The sequence below is a fragment of the Polymorphospora sp. NPDC050346 genome, from assembly GCF_040655695.1.
Lineage (GTDB): Bacteria > Actinomycetota > Actinomycetes > Mycobacteriales > Micromonosporaceae > Polymorphospora > Polymorphospora lycopeni.
Genome location: NZ_JBFAKM010000044.1, coordinates 1 through 20,923, shown reverse-complemented (window position 1 = coordinate 20,923; position 20,923 = coordinate 1). Strand labels below are relative to the sequence as shown.

The following is a 20,923-nucleotide window of genomic DNA, read 5'->3' as shown; positions in this document are numbered from 1 at the left end:
ACCGGGCGGGAGTCATGAGAGCGGCACTCTACCTGCGGATCTCTAAGGATCGGACTGGCGAGGCAGAGGGTGTCGAGCGGCAGGCTGAGGACTGCCGGGCCCTGATTGATGCCAAGGGCTGGACGTTGGTCGAGACATTCACGGACAACGACACTTCGGCAACCTCGGGTCGCCGTCGACCAGGGTTTGAGGCTTTGATGCAAGCGGTCGAGCGGCGAACGGTTGACATGATCGTTCCGTGGAACGCTGACCGGCTCTACCGGACGCCAGCCGACCGGCTACGGGTGATCGAGGCTTGCCGGCAGTACGGCGTGTCACTCCACCCCGTGCGCGGCACCGGTATCGACATGACCACGCCGAACGGTCGGATGGTGGCCGGCATGCTCGGCGAGATGGCATGGGCGGAGGTCGAGAACAAGAGCGACCGGCAGCGGCGAGCCAATCGGCAGGCGGCAGAGAAGGGCAAGCCATGGATGACGGGCCCCCGGCCGTTCGGCTACGAGCGTGCCAACGGCAACCTAGTGCCGCATGAGACCGAGGCTCCGTTGGTCCGGACTGCGTTCGCCCTCATCACCTCGGGCGCCTCGCTGAACTCGGTTACGCGCATGCTCAACCGGGCCAACGTGCGCACAACCCTCGGCAACGAGTGGCGGCACAACAATGTGCGGGTGATGCTGCTCAATCCGCTGTACGCCGGTCTGCGCGCGTACGCCGAGATGCCCCCGCTCGGGTCGAAGCAGTCTGCTCGGTCCCGTCCACCGGTCGAGGAACGCAAGCTAACCCCGGGAACGTGGGAAGCGTTGATCCCCGAGGATGTCTGGCGCGCATCGGTAGCTGTTCTGCGTGACCCTGCCCGGACAACCAACGTCAGTAGCTTCTCAACCGCGCGGCACCTCGGGAGCAACCTGTTTCGGTGTGTCCGCTGTGAGGGCCAGGCCGGCACCGAGGCTGACGCCGGGCGCAGCGGTGAGCCGGTGATGGGGGTCAACTACACGAACCTGAGGCGGGATGGAGAGCGTGGGCACCGGATCTACAAGTGCAAGCGCTGCCACGCCAGCCGGCGAGCCGACCCCGTTGACGCGTTCGTCGGTGAGGTGATCGCGGCCAGGCTCGACCGGAGCGACGTTGTCGACCTGGTCGCCGTCGGAAAGGTGAACGGGACCGAGGTTGCCGGGCTACGGACTGAGGCAGGGGAGTTGCGGGCCCGGCTCGACGTGTTGGCCGATGCTCTCGGCGACGGTGAGATGACACGTGAGCAGTTCGCCCGAGCCAATCGGCGCGCGCAAGAGAGGCTTGCCGAGGTCGAGGGGCGGTTGGCCGAGGCCGGCAGTAGCCATGTGTTGGCCGGGCTGCACGGTCCCGGGGCGGGGCAACGCTGGCTCACGTCGGATGACATTCAGTGGCGCCGTGCAGTGCTCGCCGCACTGGTCGAGGTGGCGTTGCACCAGGTCAAGACGGGCCGACCGAAGAAGGGCGAGCAGGTTGACCCGATGACCATTGAGTTTCGTTGGCGCGGGGACGTGTAGTCCTGGGCGGAGCGAGGCTGACGTTGAGTATCCCGGGGTTTTGATCGATGAAAGGCGATCTAGCCGGGCTTCCGATATCCGCCCTGTCCTCTATGGTCAGAGTGTGAAGTACAGCGACCTTCTTACGACTGTCCTCTCCTCATCGGTCGAGGACTGGCGCTCTGTCCCAGGACGTGTCACTCCGCACTTCGTTGGCGAGATCCAGGAAGGTGATCACCACTGGCTCAAGGTGTCCGAGCATTACAGTCAGTGGATCTTCATGCCAGACGTGCGGATCAGTCTGGCGTTCGGTTTGCCAACCTCAAGCGACGACCCAGAGCTTGAGTTCGAGTGGCGCTTCCCAGACCCGAAAGCGTACGAAGCTTTCGGAGATATCCGCTTCAACGGTTCTGTGGTGCACCGAGCGCATTTGCTTCATGTTGATGGATCCCGCGCCGTGCTTCCGACGCCGCGCAACGAGGTGGCTCCCAGTGGTGCACCTTTCGGGATGGAGCGGTTTGCGTACAGTGCAACCGAATCGGAGGTAGCTTTTGCTCGGCTAATTGATCGAATTTCTGGTCACCGGTCCTTCGATGACTATCTTAGGCGGGCTGGGATCGTTGCGTTGCCCGACGAGTCCGAGGGATAGAGGCAAGATGAAACCCCTTGACGCAACTGGAAAGTTTTGGCTACCGGGAACGAACTCCATTGAGCGACATGGGCGGCTGGTGTTCGATCCGAAAGATGGCGCCGTACTTCATCTAGCGGATGCGCTTGCCGAGCGAACCGCAGACGGTGCGATGGAGAGAATTGGAGGGCGTCGCTCGCGGATTATTGGTGTTATCGACGAGGTGAGCGGCAGTCAGCCCGTTACTCTGGTCGACTGCGGGTGGATGCATAAGAAGAAGTATCTCGTAAACGCTATCCTTATTGGTGGACACTTCGAGGATGACGACGACACTATCTTTGAATCGGTCATTGTTCGTCTCCGTGATGCTGCCCCATGGGTGAACAAGGATGGCATCGCTGTCGAGGTTGACTCTGCGATCGAAGGGGTCGACAGGCGGGAAATGATTTGCCGGCTCGACCGTCCAGTGGCGAGCGAAGCGAGGTTTGCGCGAGGAAAGGTTGCGCTGGACTTCCGGTGGTCACCGGAGACTGTTGACCTAGAAAGTTTCAAGGTCAACCAATGGCCAGAGTTTGTGATCGAGTACGACACGATGACGCCGCTAGTAGGTGTCATCGACGATGCCGGCCACCTCTACAATCTGAGTTCTTTGTGTGTTGACCGTGCAGACTCGTTTGACGGCGTCTATCTTTACAGATCTGATCTCCCAGATAAGGTCCTGTCTGGTGATGTTATTCCAGGTACTCGGCGCAGCATTGAGTTGAAAGCCAGGCTTGGCAACCCCATGCAGCGAGCGGAAGTGAGTAGCCTGTCGGCCGGGGATGTGCTTGTGCCGTTTGATGATCTAGGCGGCATCGAGGCGGTAGCAACCTGGCTCAACGAGGTGCCAAGTTGGATGCCGATTGTCGGCTCCCTGCTGACCATGAGAAGTGTTGGTATTTACAGCGAGAATAAGTTCCTTAACATCTCATCGGCGGCGGAGGGCTTGCATCGAGCAACGGTCGGAGGCTCCTATATGCTCAAGCCTGACTTCGAGCGGCTTCGTAGGAAAATCCGAAATGAATCAGTTCCGGAGGAGCATCATCCCTGGTTCATAGAGGTTATGGGACACGCTAACGATCCGAGTTTGCATCGGCGATTGAGGGAACTCGCCAATGAGATCGGAGTCGGTATCTACTTTCTTGCTGGGGGTGATGTTGAACGTTGGATTAAGGCGATTAAGAAAGCTAGGAACAATCTTACTCACCTCGATAAGGATAGGGATCCAATCGACGGTGCGGACCTAAATTTGCTGGCCGAGAGTCTGTTTCATGTAACGCGTCTTTGTCTGCTGAATCGCATCGGGCTGGCGGATTATCGTCTGCCGCAGATGGCTGAATCCAGTTGGTCGCCAGGGATGTCGCGTTATGTCGAGATGGCGATACAGCGCATCATCGGTCCACCCCCCACTCAGCCCGCAGGGGAGGCAGGGTAACCATCGATGGGGGTATGACCCCTTGGGCGTCATCTCGACACCGGCACGTCATAGCAGCTCCCATCGTGCCGAGGTTTCAAAGTCGATCGTGACTGCCGAAAGGGTGCCTGAGCAGGGAGTTTGCGACCGATGGCCCTGTAAAGAATGCGGCATTCTGGCAGGAGTCAGCGTGACACGCGCAGACGAGCGGGGGTGCCGGCTTACCTGAGCACCCCCGCTCATCCGGTCTAGCGCTTACCGGCGCGCTTCATCGCTCGGTGGTTTCGCTGTCGGCACGCATCCCCGCAGAACACTCGGTGGTAAGCGGCAAATTTGGGCAGCGAATTGGCGCACCAGCCACAGAGCCATTGCCGTGCCCGATGCCCGCGCTCCTCCTTGCTTGGAATCACGCCGCGACCTCCTCGGCCTGGTCGTGCGTCGCCATCCAGTAGGCGAGGTGTACGAGCGAGAGGGCGCCGCCCAGTCGTCGACGTGCCTGATCGAACCGGGCGTGACAGCGTCGGCACATCGGTGAGTAGTGCTGCGGATCAAGGCTGTAAGGCTTGCCGGCCTCGCGTCCCTCGGTCATCCGCACCTGGTCATAGTCGGCATGGCTGTACGCCCACTGCTCGGCCTGCTTGCCGCACCTACAGAGGTGGCGGGAAGCGCTGCCCCGTTCCCGCTTTACCCGGCTATGCGCGCCGTTGTAGGTCAGTTGATCTCTGCGTCGAGGGTCGGGGTGGTTGGCACGGTCGGCACAATTCACCGTGGTGCCGCTGGCTACGTTGTTGATCTGCAACGCCTTGACGGTGCCACACTCGCACCGGAACAGGGCCCGAGGCTCGCCGCTCTGCTCGACGCGTTCGACCAGGACCAGTGCCCCGTAGCGGTTGCCGGGCTTGTGCTTTTGGCTCACGGGCCGGCTGGTCGGGTGCCCCTTACGGACGTAGGTCGCGGCGTGCCTGGCGCTGCGGCATGCCTTGCAACGTGGCTCGCGCCCGTCCTTCCGGCTGCCGTCTCGGCCGGATGTCTCGATCGGCTTGGTCTCGCCGCAGGCGCTGCACTTCTTCTCGGTGACACGCAATGTCTCTTGCTCCTGTAGGTAGCTCATGGAAGCAAGGGAGGGCAGAGCGGGCTGCCCTGCCCTCCCGGTTTCCTCGGTCAGCTGGCGACCCGAGCGATGGCGTCGACCTCGACGGCTACCCGCACGGTGGACTTGGGCGCCACGTCGACGCCGGCTTTCCGCGAAGCCCGGGGCTCGTCGTCAGTGGTTGTTGCCTCCCGGCTCACAACGCGGGATGCCTTGATCCGGCCTACGCCAGCGGCGAACTTGTCGACCAAGCCCGTGATCGCATCGTCGGTGAACTTGTGAAGCTGCGCCGGGGAGTAGGCCCGAGCGGACAGGCGGATTTCGGCTCGGATGGTGTGGGTCACCTGGTCGCCGTTGCGAACCTGCTGCACGACGCTGGACTTGTCGAGGCCCGTGCTGATCAGGGCAACGGTCGTGTCGTAGAGTCCGTTGCCCGACTCGATCTTGCGAACGCCACCCATCTTGCCGATGGCGTCGGCGACGGCGTGGCCGAATTCCTTGGCGTCCTGATCCGTGACCTGTTCAGGCAGGGTCGGCATGTCGGGCTTTACTTGGGCGAGTGCAATCCTGATGGTTACACCACTCGGGTTCGATGTGGCGCGCGACTGGACCAGCGCTGCACCCGTGACCTCGATGGCCCTGAGTGCGCCGAGGGCGACGTCCCCGCTGATGCCGGTCCGGTTGGGGGTAATCACAGTCATGACGACATGCCCGGACATGAGCCCGGTCTTGGCCTGAGTCTTGGTCGGGAGCCCCTGGGACAGGTACACCCCGGGGTCGCCGGGTTCCTCGTTGATCTTGATCGGCAAGCTGAAGACGCCGAAGGCGAACGGGTCGGCCTCGATTCGGCCAGCGATGAACTGGGCCAGCGTCGGAGACGCGAGCGCCGTGGCATGGTCAAGTTCCCGCTCAGCCCGATTGATGAGCGGTTTGGCAGCCTCGATCAGGTAGCCGATGCGGGTCACCTGGGTATCGGCGGTGAGCAGGTCGAGCGGGGTCACGCTTTCGTCACCCTGCTTGAGTCGAGCGACCAGGTCGACCGCAGTCTCTTTTGCTGTTTCCTGCTCAGCCTCGCGGGTGGCGAGCAGGTTGCGAGCCTGGGCCAGCTTCTCGGTGGCAATCTCGGTAGCGGTCTTGGTGGGGTTCTTCTTGGCGGTAGCCACGGTGGTTCTACTCCTTGGGGTTGGTGCCCGTTGCCGGGCATAGAAAAAGGGCCGACGATCATCGGCCCGCACGGGTGTGCGGCGGAGCCTGAGAGAGACGCTGAGTGCCGATCAGGCACGGGGTGGCGAGGAAAGTGATGGATCCGTTTAGGCGTTGGCGAGAGCCGCGATGACGGACCAGCACTGCGCCGTACGCGCGGAAGTGCTGCGCGTCGGGTCGGCACAGCGGATCTGCATCGATACCCCGGGCATGCCGGTCATGTGCTCGTCGAGCACGTATCCGGTACGCCGGTTGACCAAGGCGAACGGGTCGACAATGAGCGGGTCGCCGTGACTGATCGATAGGACCAGTAGCCGGCCGATCATCCGCCCGCCGTCGATCCATGGGACCTTCTTGGGGCGTACCCGGATTGCCGGGGTCCGCTCGGGAGGCGGGATCCTCTGTCCGCGGATTGCGACGGGCTGCACGTCGACCAGGTCCCCGCTGACGTTGCGGAGCACCTGAGCGACCAGCGTTGGCAGGATCATCGCCGAGTCGTCCCAGCGCAAGTTACGGGTGGGGCGGTGGGCGCGAGGGGGGCGGTTGACATAGGACACAGGTGGCGGCACTCCTCCGGGTGCAGGGTTGATCCGCCGGCTATCGCCGGCAGGTTGATCGAGTGGGATGTTGAGAGCCCGCTTGCGCGGGCTCCGTTTGCTGAGTTGGGTTTGCTGGCATGCCTGGTGATCGCCCCCTAACGGGGGCGTCATCGGTTGAGCGGATTAGCGGGTAGTGAGCCCGTTCCGGGCTCTCATCACCTCGCCGCCGCAACGTCCACCATGGACGGCAGCCGCGCAGTCGCGCCGGGGCCAATGAGCCCCCAGGCGGGCCCCGAGCCTGGACCGCGACCGAGCGCCAGCCGTACTGGTTGGGGTGATCGGCAGTTGGCATGGGAGCCGTAGAAGAGTTAAGAGAACTCCTACGTTTCCGCAGGTCGGACCGGTGATGGCGAATCCTGGCAGGATTCAGATTGAATCCCAGCAGGACTCAGTTCGCGGGCCGCAGGCCCCGGGAAACCCCATGCACGTTGCAGGTGTAGGTACCCCGTCCGCCTCGTTGGAATGCGCGTGGGGACACGACCAGGCATCGCGCGTTGGACTCGGGAACGATCAATCCCAGTTCCTTGGCTTTTCGGATCGCCTTGTCGATGCTCTGCCGGTTGGGCTGGTTGCCCTTCCCGTCGGCGAGGATCTGCGCCAGGGGCAGTCCGTCGAACCGGCTGTGTCCCACGTTGTTGGCCCAGCCGATCGCGGCGAACTCGATCCGGTAGACCAGCGGGTGCCGAGGGTCCTTGGCCCGCCGTTGCTGCGCTGCCTGGTTGATGCCGCCCCAGGGGGCGCCGTTGAAGTTGATGGCCATCAGTCGGTGGCCCCGTCGCCGGCTTCGTCCTGCTCGATCGGCAAGCCGATCGCGTCGAACAGCTCCCATACCTCGCCCCAGCCGAGCAGCAGGTACCGCGCCTCCTCGATCGACTCGGGGTCACCCTTGGCCTTCAACTCTTTGTAGTAGGCGTGCGCCTCCAGCGCTCGCCGGTACGCATCGGCCAGCGCGGAGGGGCTGAACGTTCTGGGGACGTTCATCGGCTACCGCCCCAGACCGCGCCCAGCTCGATGGCGCGAACCAGCGACATCGGCAGGTAGCGGGAGCTTGCGCCATCGGTGCGGTGCTTGCGGGCAGCCGCCGCCTCGGCCTCGGCGTAGCCGTCGGCCCGGATACCGGTATCGGCGTAGCCGGCGGAGCGGGTCCACTCGGCGACCAGGTAGCTACTCACCTCGTCCCTCTGGTCGACGCGCCGGACATGGCCCGGTGCCGCTCGGCGTACTCCGACCGGTCGTTGCCGATCCCTGCCGGGTTGAGTCCGCCCGACAGCGAGGATGGTTCGGTCACCTCCTGGTCGTCATCGACGTGCCGCCGGATGTCCCGTGCGGTCCGTACGTGCCCTGCGTGCTCGGCCTGCTCGGCTTCCCGGGCATCGGCAATGGCGATAGCTCGGGCAATGCTGGCGTCTCGGTAGGCCACTGGTTCACTCCTCGGGTTGGTGGGTCGGTGTGTTCACTCGCCGCTGAGCAGGCCACGCAACCGGGCTCGCTGCTCAGGGGTGAGGGGTGGCGCCTGCTCTGCAATGCGGCGGGCGATCTCCCGCAGGGATTCGGTCAACGGTCAATCTCTCGTGCGTACTGTTTGACCTCGCTATGCGGGTACAGCACGCGTCCGAGGTGCTTGATGTATTCCATTCGGGTGCGACCGTCGCTGCGCTGGTTGCGCAGGCTGGCAACGTTCATGTCCAGCCACTTAGCGGCCTCTGCGGGGGTCAGGTAGACAACGCCGTCAACGATGGTCGGCACGGTGATTCTCCACATGGTGTCGGATTGGATGCCTTAGCATCGACTGCAAGGCAATGTGAAGGAGCCGCGCCCTTTAGTGGATGCGCGACTTGGAGTGGGATCAATAGTGGGCGGGTGCCCTGCGCGAGGTTCGCCGGAACCAGGCCGCAGCTCTGCGCATGGTCGCGGCTGGAGAATTGCAGGGCGAATCAGAGGCGGGTATCCGAGCCGGGCCCGCCTGCCTGTCCCTCCACTAACTCCTACTGCACTAACGGTCGACCTTGCGCAGATTTGTGCTCGCCCTGCCAGTTACCACGAGTCATTAGTTTGTGATGCCACGAGTTGACGCGCTCGACCCGGTCGCATTGCCTGGCAGTTTGACCATGTCTGCGGGATGGGCGCTGCGAAACTTCCGCCACGTGCCGTCCTCCATTACGACCAGGTCGACTTCGCGCAACTCCAACGGGTGATACCCCTTCCACAGACACAGAAGAGCCCGGCTGTTGCCGGCCCCGTCCGTCAAATCCAACCCTAGGTGAAGAATTTCGCGGGGCTGACGGCGACACACCTTGCGGGGCTTGGCCGGGGCGGGCGGTGACGGGGACCGGGCCAAGCGTCCGGTCATGGGTGCCGCCGGTCACGACTTCCGGGTTAATGGCAACTGTGGCCTCATGTTCGGGTGCTACCCCAACTGCCCCCAATGCGGTTCCTACGTGGAGACGGTGGAGGAAGGCTAGTCCCGTTCGGGGCAGATGTCTGTGCCGGAGGCCATGGGCGGAGCCGCCTGCGGCGGAAAGACGTTTGATGATCGCCAGCACCGCGACCGGCTCCGCCACGGCCGGCAGCTCCCTGGCAGCGTGAGCGGTGAACACCTCGGCGACGACCGGCCACGAGATTCCGTGATCGCAGGCGGCCTGCACGATCGTGCGGCCGGCGTCGGCGACCGTCGCTCCAGTTCTGGGGCGGCGGGCAGCGGGTTCGACGCCGGGCTATCCGAGGACCACTCGGGCGACTGCAAGGAGATCCCGCATCGCCTCGGCTGCCTGCTCGACGCTCGGTAGTGAGATCACGGGATGCTTCCCGTACAGGCCGATGGCGTCTCTCCCGTCCGCTGTGGTGCCAACGCGAATGGTCCCGCCGTCGTCATCCTCGCTCGGCTCCCATCCTTGCCGGTGCAGGTCCCGGATCGCGTGGTCCCAGTCGGCGGCGTGCAGGCTCGCCATGCCGGCGACCGGCTCGATGTCGTCGGCGACCAGGGGGAGCACCAACAGACCCTCGCCGGTCATCGGGTCGAGGTAGGCGGTGTGGCTCGCGTAGGTCAAGGTCTCGATCACGGGTTGATCATCTCTCTGGTCTCGTTGCCTGCCCAATGGGCAAGGTCGGCACGGGCGTACAGGTCTGCGTTTCCGCTCTTGCCTCTCGGTGTGGGCACCTCTCCGACCCGCCGCTGTAGTCGCTTTTTGGCGGCGTCGAGCTTCCATGGGATGACCCCGGCATCGATCGCCTGGCGCAGCGTCAGGAAGTCCCCGGCAGGGCTTGATAGGCCGCTGACCTGCGATGTCTCCGAGGACCGGGGACATGCAAGCTGCCGAGCCTCGGCAGCGGACAGGTAGGCAACCTGCACCTCGGTCGCCTGCCCGCCGATGACCACCTGCCACCTGCCGAGGGTGCGGGACGCTCGGGGCATCGCGGCCTCGGGAACCAGCATCTTCCAGTTGTTGGCGGTGTAGCGGGCGAGGCACCTGATGCCGAAGTTCTCCCGTGCCTCGGGCCCGCCGATCGCCCGAGCGGTCAGCATCTGGGCGATGGCGAGCACGTTGACCTTGGCGCTGCGGCCCATGAACAGGAGGTTGGCCAGAGCCGACACGGCAGGGGACCGCTTGGGGTCACCCTTGCCGCGCACCTCGGCCCAGAAGTTGACGAGTTGCCCGATGGTCGCGTTCAACTCCTCGGCGATGACCAGCGTGCGGGGACCGCAGTCCCAGTCTTCCGGCTCATGCAGAGCGAGTTGGTTCCGCTCGTCGGCCAGGGCGTCGAGGCGGACCAGGGCGTCATGCATCTGCGCCGGGCGGGTGCAGTAGTCGACGCCTGCCATGCCGAGGGCCCAACGGTGCGAGCCCTTCCGGTCGAGGATGACTACCTGCCCACCTCGGGCGAGCACCTGCACGGCGACCAGCTCGGCGAGCACGCTCTTGCCGGCACCCGTCCCCGCGCTCACCGCGATGTGCGGCGAGTCGTCGCGTAGTGACAGGATCACCGGCCGGTTTCCGGCACCTTGCCCGATGTAGAACTCCCACTCGGCCAGGCGGGGCAGGTGCTCGGCGACCTGGTCGACGCCGACCCGGGCGGGCGGACGCTTGCGCACGGTCCAGGTGGCGCGGACCCTGGGGCCCACCTGATGCCAGGTCTCGACCAGGTCGGCAACGGGGATCTTGCTGCCGATGATCGCCGAGACAAGCTGGCGCTGTTCCTTGGTCAGGTACGCGGTATCGGCTTCCAACTCGATGCGTGGGCCCTGGTCGGGATCGACCGGGCGGCGGAACACAGCCAGCCTCGACGTGACCGGCTGAGCCTTGCGCTGCATTGACCAGGCTGCCCGCTGAGCCTGCTCAGGCAGCCAGCGGATCACGGGCTCGACGTGCTCGCCGTACCAGGCACGTACGGCCGTCTCAGCAGGACTGAGAGGCTTCGCCAGCCGGGGCGTGAGGTTGCCTAGGGTCGGATCAACGTGCAGCCGGACGCCGGTCTGTAGCCCCATCGCGGGGGCGAGAGCAGCCAGGGTCGGCGCGATGTACTCGCGGTTGAACCGGCGCATGGTGAACCGGCGACGTGCTCGCCAGCCGGCGACGGCCACAGCGGTACCGAGTACGCCACCTGCCTGCCCGGGGTAGGCCGCAGCCATGACGGCTGCGACCGGTACCCCGAGCCGGTACGCCTGACGCTGCCAGCCGGCAATCCTGCCCTTCCCGCGCTGGCGATACGGATAGCCGTCGCGCCCGTCGAGCGGACGCCCGGAGACGTAGCGGTAGACCAAGCGTGACAGTGTGTGCTTTCGCCGCAGCCGGCGGATGGCCTGCTCAAGTTCGGTCACTGCTCGACCTCCTCGCGTGACAGGTGGGCGAGGGCAGCGGCCATGCCGAGCACGGCGACCGGCAGGCAGGCGACCAGGGTGGTGATCCACCACGGGGCGGACTCGATGCCGGCCGCGACCAGGAGGTGATACGCCACCTGACCGAGAGCGCCTACCAGGAGAGACCCGATGGCGGACCACTTGGCGAACAGGCGAGCCCGGGGCGGAACCGCACCCGACAGCCAGGCTCGGAGGGCGTACGCGGCGTAGACCTCGACGCCGATCGGCAACGTGATGGCGGTGTTGATGCTGAACCCATCGGCGATCCCGGGCAGCGGGTGGACCACCCCGAACCCAGTGAGCCCGCCGAGCCCCACCCACCCCGACCAGATGGCCACGAACGCGGGAAGCGCAATCAGGATCACGGGCCAGGTGGCCAGCCGGCGACCCTTGCCCGGGACCGGAGAGGGCTCGACCTCGACCGGCGGGTGTCCGACCTGGTCGACCTGCGGGAACGGCTCGGCGACCTTCTCGACGGGCAGGATCAGCGGAACCGGGGTGGTGTCGGTGGCGGGCTCGGCGTACTCCCACGGATCCGTGACAGGCTCGGCCTGGGTCTCGGTGGGTTCGGTGATGGGCTCAGTGATCAGAGCTTCCCGCAGCGCCATCGCCTTGGGCGCACCCACCTTGAACTCACGCATGATCCGGTTGCGTGACGGGATCTCACCGAGCCTGTCTGCCAGGGCCCGGACGTTCGGCATCAGGTCGCCGATGGCGCGCGGGTACGCGCTGGTGATGGTCTCGGTGCTCACTTGCGGGGCTCCTTGCAGGTGCTGTCGAGGCGGCGAGAGCGGGCGATGTCGTCGGCGACCTGGTCGCCGTGCCGGTCGACCAGCAGGCGGGCGATGACGAACGGGGCGAGCATCGTGACGGGCGTGCCGATCAGGGCCAGAGCCAAGGCGTAGGCGGCAGTGGCGTTCATCGGCCACCAGCCAGCGCTTCGGATCGGCAGGGGATGCAGTTGCCGGCAGGCTGGCCAACGTGTCCGGCACGCTGGCACCGGGCGCCGCCGGAGGTCATCGGGAGCGCAGCGCCTCGCCGCTCGGCATAGGCCGGTGCAGGGGTTTGCTTGCTCTTGGGAAGGAATCGACGCCAGTCACGCGCGCTTGCGCGCGTCTTCAACTTCCCTTGGTCTTCAACACTTCGGGTGACACCCTGGCTGTCACCCCCGCTGGCCTGATCTGTCACCCCGGCCGGCTCGTTCGTCGCCCCCGGGCCAGCATTCGTCACCCCCTGGCCGGTCACCAGGCGATAGACGCGAGTGGCGATGCCGGCAACCTTGGACACGACCAGGCGACCAAGCTGCACCAGCTTGGCGAGGCACCGTTGCACGGTCCGCTCGGAGCAACCGGCGTAGTCGGCGATGGTGGCGACCGAGGGCCAGGCGTTGCCCTCCTGGTTGGCGTGAGCAGCGATGGCGATGGCTACGGCCCGCTCGTTCTTTCCGAGATCGCGGGTCGAGAGCAGGGCTTCCTTGACAGCTACACTCATGGGCGGCGGACCTCCTACGTCCGTCAGGGGCCCGGAGCATCAGGTGTTGGCGCACCTGCCGGGCCCGCATTTGTCGGTACCCGCCGCGCTCATGCGTCGGTCTACCAGGACCCACAGTTCCTGGCGGCGGTCGACCCCGCGGTCGCCCTGGTGTCGGTCGGGGTCGGCAACGACTACGGCCATCCGAACCCCGCCCTGCTCGCGATGCTCGCCCGGGGTGGTGCCCGGGTGCTGCGTACCGACCTGGACGGCGACCTCGCGGTGGTCGTCGGTGAGCGGGGGCTCGCGGTGGTCGTACGCGGCCCCGACCACCAGGCCGACTGACCCGATCGGCGTGGGTGAATTGTCGGGATTGGCGCTGGGTGATCCCTCGACCACGCAGAAGAGGTGAGCGAACGCGGCCCGGCCAGGGGCGTGCGACGATGTCCGGCGTGACTCCCACCGGCCCTGCTCCGATCGTGCTCGTTCTCGGCGACGAGGAACTGCTCGCCAACCGCGCGGTCACCCGGACCGTCGCCGACGCCCGGGCGGCAGACCCCAACCTCGACGTACGGGAGTACGAGGCCGGTTCGGTGGCACCCGGTGAGGTCGCCGAGATGCTCAGCCCGTCGTTGTTCGGCGGCCGGCGGGTGCTGGTCCTGCGGGCCGGGCAGGACGCCCGTAAGGACCTGGTGACCGTCCTGCTCGCCTATGCCAAGAACCCGGATCCCGACGTCACCCTCGTGGTCACCCATCTCGGCGCGGCCAAGGGCAAGGCGTTCGCCGACGGGCTGCGCGCCGCCGGCGCCACCGTCATTCCGGTGCCGAAGGTCAAGAAGGAGAAGGAGCGGATCGCGTTCGTCCGCGACGAGATCCGTGGCGGTGGCGGGCGCTGCACCGATGAAGCCGCCGAGACGCTGGTCGCCGCCGTCGGTAACGACCTGCGCGAACTGGCCGCCGCCTGCTCGCAACTGCTGGCCGACACCGACGGCCGGATCGGCGCCGACACCGTGGCCCGCTACTACCGCGGCCGGGCCGAGGTGAGCGGCTTCACCGTCGCCGACGCGGCGATGGTCGGCGACGTTCCCGGCGCGCTCGAAGCGCTGCGGTGGGCGCTGCACGTCGGGGTCGACCCGGTGCCGATCGCCGACGCCATCGCCGACGGGGTGCGCACGGTGGCCCGGGTCGCCTCGGCCGGCCGGGGCAGCTCCTTTCAGTTGGCGAGCAGTCTCGGCATGCCGCCGTGGAAGGTCGAGCGGGCCCAGCGCCAGGGTCGCGGCTGGAGTCCGGAAGGACTCGCCGACGCGATGCAGGCCGCCGCCGAGTGCAACGCCGCGGTCAAGGGTGGTGCCGACGATCGGGCGTACGCCCTCGAACGGGCGGTCTTCGCCGTCGCCGCCGCACGACAGGGAAGCGGGGGGCGATGACGGCCGACCTACCGGCCGACACCTCGGCCGACCGGGAGACGCGTCCGCTCTACGCCCGGCTGCTCCGCCTGAAGCATCTCAACCCCAGTGGGGCCCTGTGCTTCTGCTTCCTCGAGGGCACGGTCGCGCTCGGCCTCCTGCTCGCGCTCGCCGAGCTGGTGTCCCCGTGGGCGATCCCCGTCCTGCCGCTCGTCGTCGCCGCCATGGTCAAGCTCAACGACGTGGTCGCGGGCGCGGTCGTCCGGTCGGCGCAGCAGGTGCCCGACCGGGAGCGGGCCCGCTTCCGCCTGGAGCGGGAATCGGTGGTGGGGCGGGCCGCGGTCGCCAGGACGGAGCCGGCCCGCCCGGGTGCGGTGACCGGCAAGGTGTCGATGGACACCGTCCGGGGCGCCGGCGCTCCGGACGGCACCGGACCGACGGCGGCAGACCCGGTCGACGGCGGGTTCGACGGAGCCGTTCGGCCGGCGGTCGAGGACGACGCCCGGTACGGTGACGACCCGGCCCGCCACACCGGCCGGACGAACGCCGTCGGGCCGGGGGCCGCGGAATCAGCCGTTGCGGGCCGTCCAGCGCGCCACGAGACGGCGACCGACGGGCGCGGACGCGGTGGCACGACGGCCGGCGGAAGCGAGTGGTTCTCCACCGGGCCGTCGACGGCCGGCCGCACGGGTACGGGCTCGTACGCCGTCAACATGCACCCGACGGAGCCGCTGGAGAACCGGCCGCCGCAGTCCTGGCCGGCCGGCATCGAGGAGCCGGGCACCGCGGAGCAGCGAGCCCGCCAGTCCGGCAGCCACCGCTACGAATAGTCCGGGCATGCGGGCCGGATGACCGTGTCCGTCCGTGCCATGTCCCGTCGGCCGTGGCGCGTCCGGGTAGCACGCACCGCGACCCGACACCCTTCATACCGGCAGCCCGCCCGCCGGCCCGTCCGCACCGGTGTCTGTTCGACGCCACAGCGAATTCGCTGTTCTTACGCCGAACTCGCTGTGGTCTCCGACGGCGATGTCCGCTCGGACGGCGGGCGCGTCGGCCTAGATCGTCGCGATCAGGGAGTTCGCACCTCGGCACGCCGACGACACGCCCGTCGAGGTCCCTGATCACGCGGATCTTGGGGAAGAAGGCCGGGGAGCCGGGTTGCAGCTTGCGGCCGCCGGCGGTCAGGTCGGCGTACGCGCGGAACGGCACCGAGACGACGAACTCGCCGATCCGGGCCGCCCGTTCCCCGGCTGACCACCCATCGGCCGTCGGCGCCACTCGAGGGCCGGTGGCTCCGAAGTGGACGATCGGTCGCAGCACGACAGCGCCGACCGGATCCGATCCGGTCGGCGCCATCAGAGCTTGTGGTGCGTCGAACCCGTCAGGCAGAGAGCGAGCTCAGGCGCTTGGCAATGGCCGACTTGCGGTTGGCCGCCTGGTTCTTGTGGATGACGCCCTTGCTCGCGGCCTTGTCGAGCTGGCGCGAGGCGTCGAGCAGGAGCGCGGTCGCCTTCTCGGTCTCGCCGGCCTCGGACGCCTCGTGGAACTTGCGGATGGCGGTCTTCAGCGACGACTTGACCGACTTGTTACGCAGCCGGCGCTTCTCGTTCTGCCGGTTGCGCTTGATCTGGGACTTGATGTTCGCCACGCGACAGCCTCGTCCTGGTAGTTCGGGTTGGTTGACTCGGGCGTAGGCGACTATCAACAGCAACCGACAGTCGAACGATCAACGATCGAGCGATCAACGGTCGAGGTTGTTGCAGCATTCATCGCCACACGCGAAAAGCCAGGTTACCAGGTGGCCCGGCGACGAGCCAAAACGGTCCGGCTCCGGGGGCCCGCCCCCGCCGGCAGCCGGGCCGGACGTGGTCAGCGCCAGCCCTGGCGGTCGGCCAGCCAGTCCAGCGCGGTCGTACCGCTCCACCGCTGATGGGGGCGCAGGTGCGGGGAGCCGCCGGTGGGCGCGGCGGCCGCCCGGCTCAGCCAGTAGCCGCAGAGCGCGGCGAGGGCCGCGTCGAGAGCTTCCGGCGGCGCGTCCCGGCCCGTCGGATGTCGAGCGAACAGCGCGTCGGCGTCGAGCCCGCTGGCGTACGCGGTGACCAGCAACGTCACCGTGTCGAACCAGGCGGGTCCGTGGCACAGCCAGTTCCAGTCGACGAACCACGCGGCGCCCCGACCGTCGATCAGCACGTTGTCGACCCGCAGGTCGCCGTGGACGAGGCCGGGGGCGGTCAGGTGGCCGGGCAGCCGTGCTTCGAGTGCGGCGAGTTCGCCGACCAGGGGGTGGGCGTACGGCGGCGTGGTGGCGGGCAGCGGCTCCCGGCCGGCGGCGATCTCCTGCCACCAGGACAGGTCTTCGCGGGCCAGGTCGGCCATTGCGGGCAGCCCGCCGGCCACCAGTTCCGGAGGCGCCTCGCGCAGGGCGGCGGCGGTGGTCGCCCAGGCGGCGAGGGTGGCGTCGAGGTCGGCGGGCCGCCAGGGCAGCGGCGGCATCTGCCCGTCGACCGCGTCGAAGCAGATCACGTAGTGCCCGGCGGTGGTCAGGGTCCAGCGGGGGCGGGGCGCGGCGACCGCCGGTGGCAGTAGGGCGGTCACGGCCGCCTCGTGCGCGTACCAGTCACTGAGGTGGCGCTGCTCGACCAGGTCGGCGGCCTTGACGAAGACCCGGTCGCCGCCGGCGAGGTCGAGCACGGCGGCGAAACCACGGGTGAAGCCGCCGGTCGCGGGGGTTGCCCAGGTGACCTGGGTGCCGAGGCGCGCGGTGATCGCCGCCCGCAGGTCCGCCGGCAGGTCCGCCCACCGTGGACGGACGGCGGTCGCGTCGTACGACACCGGGGGCAGCGAGGTGACACGCATGGCACCATTCTGCCCGGCCGGCACCGGTGAGCCGGCGGCCGAATGTCCCGGCACCGCGTCGCGGCCTGGCAGACTCCCTCGTCATGAGCGAGCGAGTCGGCGGGCCGGTGGCGCCCGGTGGCCGGGTAGAGAACGGTGGTCGGGCAGAAAGCCGTGGCCGGGCAGAAACCCGTGGCCGGGGAGAAGGCGGGTGGCGGTCGTGAACACCGAGCGGTTCTGGTCGGCGGTCGACCTGGCCCGGCGTGGTCCGGACGGGGCGGCCGGCCCGGCCGGGGGTGAGCCGGCCGACGCCGCGCCGGCCGAGGTGGCGGCCCGGCTGGTCGAGGTCCTGGCCGCGGCGACGCCGGAGACGATCGTGGCCTGGGACACGCATCTGGACCGGGTGCTGGGCGCGTCGGCGAAGGTCGACCTGTGGGCGGCGGCCTACCTGATCAACGGCGGCTGCTCCGACGAGGGGTTCGACCACTTCCGGGGCTGGCTGGTGGCCCAGGGGCGGCGGACGCTGGCCGAGGCGGTGGCCGATCCGGATTCGCTGGCCGGCGTGCCGGCGGTGCGCCGGGCCGCGTCGACGGGGGCGGAGTTGGGCTGCGTGGAGATGCTCCGGGCGGCCGGCGCGGCCTACCACAGGCTGACCGGCGCGGACCTGCCCCGGTCGGGTGCCGGGCCGGCGCGGCCGGGGTTCGACGAGTTCTGGGACTTCGACGACGAGGACGAGATCCGGCGGCGCCTGCCGCGCCTGGCCGTGCTCTTCACCGAGCCGCCCGAGGAGTGATCCGGGCCCGCCCAGGAGTGATCCGACCGCCCGCAGGCCGGCATGGGAACATAGGGGGTGGCCGGCGCCGGTGCCGACCCTTGCCGACGCCGAGACGGCGACCAAGACCGCACCGAGCCGGACAGACCCGACCACGCGAACGAGACCCGACCAGACCACGCAACGAGAACGGACGCCCGTGCCACCGACGCCCGACCCCGGCGCGAACCTGCCCGGTGCCACCGACCCGGCCCGCATCAGGAACTTCTGCATCATCGCGCACATCGACCACGGCAAGTCCACCCTGGCCGACCGGATGCTCCAGCTCACCGAGGTCGTCGACCCCCGGCAGATGCGCGCGCAGTATCTCGACCGGATGGACATCGAGCGTGAACGCGGCATCACGATCAAGAGCCAGGCGGTCCGGATGCCGTGGACCATCCGCGAGGGCGACCGCAAGGGCGAGACCGCCGTACTCAACATGATCGACACGCCGGGCCACGTCGACTTCACGTACGAGGTGTCGCGCTCGCTGGCCGCCTGTGAGGGGGCCGTCCTGCTGGTTGACGCCGCGCAGGGCATCGAGGCGCAGACGCTGGCCAACCTCTACCTGGCGCTCGAGAACGACCTGCACATCATCCCGGTGCTCAACAAGATCGACCTGCCGGCGGCGCAGCCCGACAAGTTCGCCGAGGAGTTGGCGCACCTGATCGGCGGCCGGCCGGAGGACTGCATCCGGGTGTCGGGCAAGACCGGTGAGGGGGTGCCGCACCTGCTCGACGAGATCGTGCGGCAGTTCGTCCCGCCGGTCGGCGTCGCCGACGCGCCGGCCCGCGCGATGATCTTCGACTCGGTCTACGACGTCTACCGGGGCGTGGTCACCTACATCCGGGTGATCGACGGGAAGATCGAGGCCCGCGAGCGGATCAAGATGATGTCGACCGGGGCGGTGCACGAGCTGCTGGAGATCGGGGTGATCTCGCCCGAGATGGTCAAGGGCGGGGCACTCGGGGTGGGCGAGGTCGGCTACCTGATCACCGGGGTGAAGGACGTCCGGCAGTCCCGGGTCGGTGACACGGTCACCATCAACTCACGACCGGCGACGGAGGCCCTGGGCGGCTACAAGGACCCGAAGCCGATGGTCTACTCCGGGCTCTACCCGATCGACGGATCCGACTATCCGGCGCTGCGGGACGCGCTCGACAAGCTGAAGCTCAACGACGCGGCGCTCGCCTACGAGCCGGAGACCAGTGCCGCGCTGGGCTTCGGTTTCCGTTGCGGCTTCCTCGGCCTGCTGCACCTGGAGATCATCGCCGAGCGGCTGGAACGCGAGTTCAACCTCGACCTGATCTCCACCGCGCCGAACGTCGTCTACCGGGTGGTCACCGAGGAGGGCGACGAGGTCACGGTGACCAACCCGAGCGAATACCCGACCCGCAAGATCGCCGAGGTCTACGAACCGGTGGTCCGGGCGACGGTGCTGACCCCCAACGACTACGTCGGTGCCGTGATGGAGCTGTGCCAGGGCCGGCGGGGCAGCCTGCTCGGCATGGACTACCTGTCGGCCGACCGGGTCGAGCTGCGTTACACGCTGCCCCTCGCCGAGATCATTTTCGACTTCTTCGACCAGCTCAAGAGCCGTACGAAGGGTTACGCCAGCCTCGACTACGAGCCCTCCGGGGAGCAGCGGTCCGACCTAGTCAAGGTCGACATCCTGCTGCACGGCGAGCCGGTCGACGCGTTCAGCGCGATCGTGCACAAGGACAAGGCCTACAACTACGGCACGACGATCGCCTCCAAGCTCCAGAAGCTGATCCCACGGCAGCAGTTCGAGGTGCCGATCCAGGCGGCGATCGGCAGCCGGGTGATCGCCCGCGAGACGATCCGGGCGATCCGTAAGGACGTGCTCTCCAAGTGCTACGGCGGTGACATCACCCGTAAGCGCAAGCTGCTGGAGAAGCAGAAGGAAGGCAAGAAGCGGATGAAGATGGTCGGCCGGGTCGAGGTGCCGCAGGAGGCGTTCATCGCCGCGCTGTCCACCTCCGACGGCGACGGCGCCAAGGGCGTCGGTAAGAAGTGATCCCGCGGGCGTACGGGCCGGACGCCCGGTTCTGCCCGCGGTGTGCCGCAGCCCTGCCGACCGCCCCGCCCGGCGGGTGCGACGGCTGTGGCTACCAGCTCTTCGTCAACGCCCGCCCGACGGCGAGCCTGATCGTGCTCGACGGCGACCGGTTCCTGGCCCTGCGTCGGGCCGCCGAGCCGCGGTCGGGCCGCTGGGAGACGCCGGGCGGTTTCTGCGACGGTGCCGAGCACCCGGCCGCCGCCGCGGTGCGCGAGGGGCGGGAGGAACTCGGCGTCGAGGTGACCCTCGGTGACTTCGTCGGCATGTACGTCGGCAGCTACGACTACCAGGGCGAGACGCTGCCCGTACTCGACTGCTTCTATCTCGCGTCGATCCGCGACGGCGCGGTGACCCTGGACCCGGCAGAGTCGTCGGAGCTGGCCTGGTTCGACCTGTACGCACCGCCTGAGCTGGCGTTTCCGACGATGGACGCGGCGATCCGGGATGTGGCCCGGATCGCCCGGTGATCAGCCGGTTTGGATGTTCGAGGGGTCGGGAACTACACGTCACGACGACGTGAAAACGAATCCCCTCGAAGGAGGCGACCATGACGGTCACCGGAATTATCACCGCTCTCATCGTCGGTCTGATCATCGGCGCGCTCGGTCGCCTGGTCGTACCAGGCCGCCAGAACATCCCGATCTGGCTGACGATGCTGATCGGTGTCGGTGCGGCGTTGCTCGGTACCGTGATCGCGCGGGCCGCCGGCATTGCCACCTCGACCGCCGGGATCGACTGGGCGGAGCTGTTGATCCAGGTGGTGCTCGCCGCGATCGGTGTCGCGCTGGTTTCCGGAATGGGTGGCGGTCGCCGCCGCGTGACCCGTTGACGGTCTGCGGCTCGCCGCGACAAATCAAAACGTAGAGGCGCCAGGCCGGCCGGCCTGGCGCCGCGACCAGTGGGCCCCGGGCCCCCCGGGGAGTGTCCCCGGACACCCCCACACGTAAAGGAAAATTTACGTAGATGGGTGGGCGGGGGAGGGAAT

The 20,923-nt window shown here is 67.7% G+C and carries 23 protein-coding genes and 2 pseudogenes; 10 read left to right on the top strand and 15 right to left on the bottom strand.

What is annotated here, in order from left to right:
* The first annotated feature begins 14 nt into the window (after positions 1 to 14).
* From AB0I42_RS31790 to AB0I42_RS31780, 3 genes are all read left to right on the top strand, one after another.
* Positions 15 to 1,526 (top strand): recombinase family protein, encoded by a 1,512-nt coding sequence (locus AB0I42_RS31790; protein ID WP_357543203.1) that lies wholly within the window; start codon positions 15 to 17, stop codon positions 1,524 to 1,526.
* Positions 1,527 to 1,629: 103 nt separating this feature from the next.
* Positions 1,630 to 2,154 carry a hypothetical protein gene (locus AB0I42_RS31785; protein ID WP_357543201.1) on the top strand — a complete coding sequence of 175 codons (525 nt, stop codon included), beginning with the start codon at positions 1,630 to 1,632 and terminating at the stop codon, positions 2,152 to 2,154.
* A gap of 7 nt (positions 2,155 to 2,161) precedes the next feature.
* Entirely contained in the window at positions 2,162 to 3,607 is a 1,446-nt protein-coding gene (locus tag AB0I42_RS31780) for a HEPN domain-containing protein (protein WP_357543199.1), read from the top strand.
* Positions 3,608 to 3,992: 385 nt separating this feature from the next.
* Here AB0I42_RS31780 and AB0I42_RS31775 read toward each other — a convergent pair whose 3' ends face one another.
* From AB0I42_RS31775 to AB0I42_RS31715, 13 genes are all read right to left on the bottom strand, one after another.
* Entirely contained in the window at positions 3,993 to 4,697 is a 705-nt protein-coding gene (locus tag AB0I42_RS31775) for a hypothetical protein (protein WP_357543197.1), read from the bottom strand.
* Positions 4,698 to 4,747: 50 nt separating this feature from the next.
* Complete coding sequence (locus AB0I42_RS31770; RefSeq protein WP_357543195.1) at positions 4,748 to 5,839, bottom strand: hypothetical protein; 1,092 nt, start codon at positions 5,837 to 5,839, stop codon at positions 4,748 to 4,750.
* A 147-nt stretch (positions 5,840 to 5,986) separates the two neighbouring features.
* The gene (locus AB0I42_RS31765; RefSeq protein WP_357543193.1) at positions 5,987 to 6,367 is read right to left on the bottom strand and encodes a hypothetical protein; all 381 of its coding nucleotides are present in this window, start codon (positions 6,365 to 6,367) and stop codon (positions 5,987 to 5,989) included.
* A gap of 499 nt (positions 6,368 to 6,866) precedes the next feature.
* Positions 6,867 to 7,238, bottom strand: coding sequence for a hypothetical protein (locus AB0I42_RS31760; protein WP_357543191.1), 372 nt, complete (start codon positions 7,236 to 7,238; stop codon positions 6,867 to 6,869).
* A complete protein-coding gene (locus tag AB0I42_RS31755; protein ID WP_357543189.1) occupies positions 7,238 to 7,459 on the bottom strand; it encodes a hypothetical protein in 222 nt (73 codons plus the stop codon). Before AB0I42_RS31755 ends, AB0I42_RS31760 begins: the two co-directional genes overlap by 1 nt.
* The gene (locus tag AB0I42_RS31750) at positions 7,456 to 7,650 is read right to left on the bottom strand and encodes a hypothetical protein (RefSeq protein WP_357543187.1); all 195 of its coding nucleotides are present in this window, start codon (positions 7,648 to 7,650) and stop codon (positions 7,456 to 7,458) included. Before AB0I42_RS31750 ends, AB0I42_RS31755 begins: the two co-directional genes overlap by 4 nt.
* Complete coding sequence (locus tag AB0I42_RS31745) at positions 7,647 to 7,898, bottom strand: hypothetical protein (protein ID WP_357543185.1); 252 nt, start codon at positions 7,896 to 7,898, stop codon at positions 7,647 to 7,649. The genes AB0I42_RS31750 and AB0I42_RS31745 overlap by 4 nt, the downstream gene beginning before the upstream one ends.
* A gap of 134 nt (positions 7,899 to 8,032) precedes the next feature.
* The gene (locus AB0I42_RS31740; RefSeq protein WP_357543183.1) at positions 8,033 to 8,224 is read right to left on the bottom strand and encodes a helix-turn-helix domain-containing protein; all 192 of its coding nucleotides are present in this window, start codon (positions 8,222 to 8,224) and stop codon (positions 8,033 to 8,035) included.
* A 968-nt stretch (positions 8,225 to 9,192) separates the two neighbouring features.
* Positions 9,193 to 9,537: a hypothetical protein gene (locus AB0I42_RS31735; RefSeq protein WP_357543181.1), complete on the bottom strand. Its 345-nt coding sequence runs from the start codon at positions 9,535 to 9,537 to the stop codon at positions 9,193 to 9,195.
* Positions 9,534 to 11,294, bottom strand: coding sequence for a DUF87 domain-containing protein (locus AB0I42_RS31730; protein WP_357543179.1), 1,761 nt, complete (start codon positions 11,292 to 11,294; stop codon positions 9,534 to 9,536). The genes AB0I42_RS31735 and AB0I42_RS31730 overlap by 4 nt, the downstream gene beginning before the upstream one ends.
* Positions 11,291 to 12,085: an ABC transporter permease gene (locus AB0I42_RS31725; RefSeq protein WP_357543177.1), complete on the bottom strand. Its 795-nt coding sequence runs from the start codon at positions 12,083 to 12,085 to the stop codon at positions 11,291 to 11,293. Before AB0I42_RS31725 ends, AB0I42_RS31730 begins: the two co-directional genes overlap by 4 nt.
* Positions 12,082 to 12,255 carry a hypothetical protein gene (locus tag AB0I42_RS31720; protein ID WP_357543175.1) on the bottom strand — a complete coding sequence of 58 codons (174 nt, stop codon included), beginning with the start codon at positions 12,253 to 12,255 and terminating at the stop codon, positions 12,082 to 12,084. The genes AB0I42_RS31725 and AB0I42_RS31720 overlap by 4 nt, the downstream gene beginning before the upstream one ends.
* On the bottom strand, positions 12,252 to 12,824 hold the full coding sequence (locus tag AB0I42_RS31715; RefSeq protein WP_357543173.1) for a helix-turn-helix domain-containing protein: 573 nt from the start codon (positions 12,822 to 12,824) through the stop codon (positions 12,252 to 12,254). Before AB0I42_RS31715 ends, AB0I42_RS31720 begins: the two co-directional genes overlap by 4 nt.
* Before the next feature lie 90 nt (positions 12,825 to 12,914).
* Between AB0I42_RS31715 and AB0I42_RS31710 the strand changes: the two are divergent.
* From AB0I42_RS31710 to AB0I42_RS31700, 3 genes and pseudogenes are all read left to right on the top strand, one after another.
* Positions 12,915 to 13,148: pseudogene (locus AB0I42_RS31710) on the top strand (hypothetical protein); the annotation flags it as partial.
* 98 nt (positions 13,149 to 13,246) lie between these two features.
* On the top strand, positions 13,247 to 14,230 hold the full coding sequence (holA, locus tag AB0I42_RS31705; protein ID WP_357543171.1) for a DNA polymerase III subunit delta: 984 nt from the start codon (positions 13,247 to 13,249) through the stop codon (positions 14,228 to 14,230).
* Positions 14,227 to 14,553 (top strand): annotated as a pseudogene (locus tag AB0I42_RS31700) (hypothetical protein); the annotation flags it as partial. The gene holA and the pseudogene AB0I42_RS31700, both read left to right, overlap by 4 nt.
* A 1,037-nt stretch (positions 14,554 to 15,590) precedes the next feature.
* Here the strand turns inward: AB0I42_RS31700 and rpsT are convergent.
* Both rpsT and AB0I42_RS31690 read right to left on the bottom strand, forming a co-directional pair.
* Positions 15,591 to 15,857 carry a 30S ribosomal protein S20 gene (gene rpsT, locus AB0I42_RS31695; RefSeq protein ID WP_357543169.1) on the bottom strand — a complete coding sequence of 89 codons (267 nt, stop codon included), beginning with the start codon at positions 15,855 to 15,857 and terminating at the stop codon, positions 15,591 to 15,593.
* 221 nt (positions 15,858 to 16,078) lie between these two features.
* The gene (locus tag AB0I42_RS31690; protein WP_357543167.1) at positions 16,079 to 17,065 is read right to left on the bottom strand and encodes a phosphotransferase; all 987 of its coding nucleotides are present in this window, start codon (positions 17,063 to 17,065) and stop codon (positions 16,079 to 16,081) included.
* Between the two features lie 199 nt (positions 17,066 to 17,264).
* On the opposite strand from AB0I42_RS31690, the gene AB0I42_RS31685 reads away from it, so the two are divergent.
* The 4 genes from AB0I42_RS31685 to AB0I42_RS31670 all read left to right on the top strand — a co-directional run bounded on the left by AB0I42_RS31685 (position 17,265) and on the right by AB0I42_RS31670 (position 20,767).
* Complete coding sequence (locus AB0I42_RS31685; RefSeq protein ID WP_357543253.1) at positions 17,265 to 17,837, top strand: DUF4240 domain-containing protein; 573 nt, start codon at positions 17,265 to 17,267, stop codon at positions 17,835 to 17,837.
* A 178-nt stretch (positions 17,838 to 18,015) separates the two neighbouring features.
* Positions 18,016 to 19,896: a translation elongation factor 4 gene (lepA, locus tag AB0I42_RS31680; RefSeq protein WP_357543165.1), complete on the top strand. Its 1,881-nt coding sequence runs from the start codon at positions 18,016 to 18,018 to the stop codon at positions 19,894 to 19,896.
* Positions 19,893 to 20,405, top strand: coding sequence for an NUDIX domain-containing protein (locus AB0I42_RS31675; protein WP_357543163.1), 513 nt, complete (start codon positions 19,893 to 19,895; stop codon positions 20,403 to 20,405). The genes lepA and AB0I42_RS31675 overlap by 4 nt, the downstream gene beginning before the upstream one ends.
* 80 nt (positions 20,406 to 20,485) lie before the next feature.
* Positions 20,486 to 20,767: a GlsB/YeaQ/YmgE family stress response membrane protein gene (locus AB0I42_RS31670; protein WP_357543161.1), complete on the top strand. Its 282-nt coding sequence runs from the start codon at positions 20,486 to 20,488 to the stop codon at positions 20,765 to 20,767.
* Positions 20,768 to 20,923 lie beyond the last annotated feature (156 nt).

Bases quoted from the DNA above. Each gene is read 5' to 3' on its own strand.
- AB0I42_RS31790 (WP_357543203.1), top strand. From the start codon at position 15: ATGAGAGCGGCACTCTACCTGCGGATCTCTAAGGATCGGACTGGCGAG.
- AB0I42_RS31780 (WP_357543199.1), top strand. From the start codon at position 2,162: ATGAAACCCCTTGACGCAACTGGAAAGTTTTGGCTACCGGGAACGAAC.
- AB0I42_RS31775 (WP_357543197.1), bottom strand. From the start codon at position 4,697: ATGAGCTACCTACAGGAGCAAGAGACATTGCGTGTCACCGAGAAGAAG.
- AB0I42_RS31765 (WP_357543193.1), bottom strand. From the start codon at position 6,367: ATGATCCTGCCAACGCTGGTCGCTCAGGTGCTCCGCAACGTCAGCGGG.
- AB0I42_RS31760 (WP_357543191.1), bottom strand. From the start codon at position 7,238: ATGGCCATCAACTTCAACGGCGCCCCCTGGGGCGGCATCAACCAGGCA.
- AB0I42_RS31755 (WP_357543189.1), bottom strand. From the start codon at position 7,459: ATGAACGTCCCCAGAACGTTCAGCCCCTCCGCGCTGGCCGATGCGTAC.
- AB0I42_RS31720 (WP_357543175.1), bottom strand. From the start codon at position 12,255: ATGAACGCCACTGCCGCCTACGCCTTGGCTCTGGCCCTGATCGGCACG.
- AB0I42_RS31715 (WP_357543173.1), bottom strand. From the start codon at position 12,824: ATGAGTGTAGCTGTCAAGGAAGCCCTGCTCTCGACCCGCGATCTCGGA.
- holA (WP_357543171.1), top strand. From the start codon at position 13,247: ATGTCCGGCGTGACTCCCACCGGCCCTGCTCCGATCGTGCTCGTTCTC.
- AB0I42_RS31690 (WP_357543167.1), bottom strand. From the start codon at position 17,065: ATGCGTGTCACCTCGCTGCCCCCGGTGTCGTACGACGCGACCGCCGTC.
- AB0I42_RS31670 (WP_357543161.1), top strand. From the start codon at position 20,486: ATGACGGTCACCGGAATTATCACCGCTCTCATCGTCGGTCTGATCATC.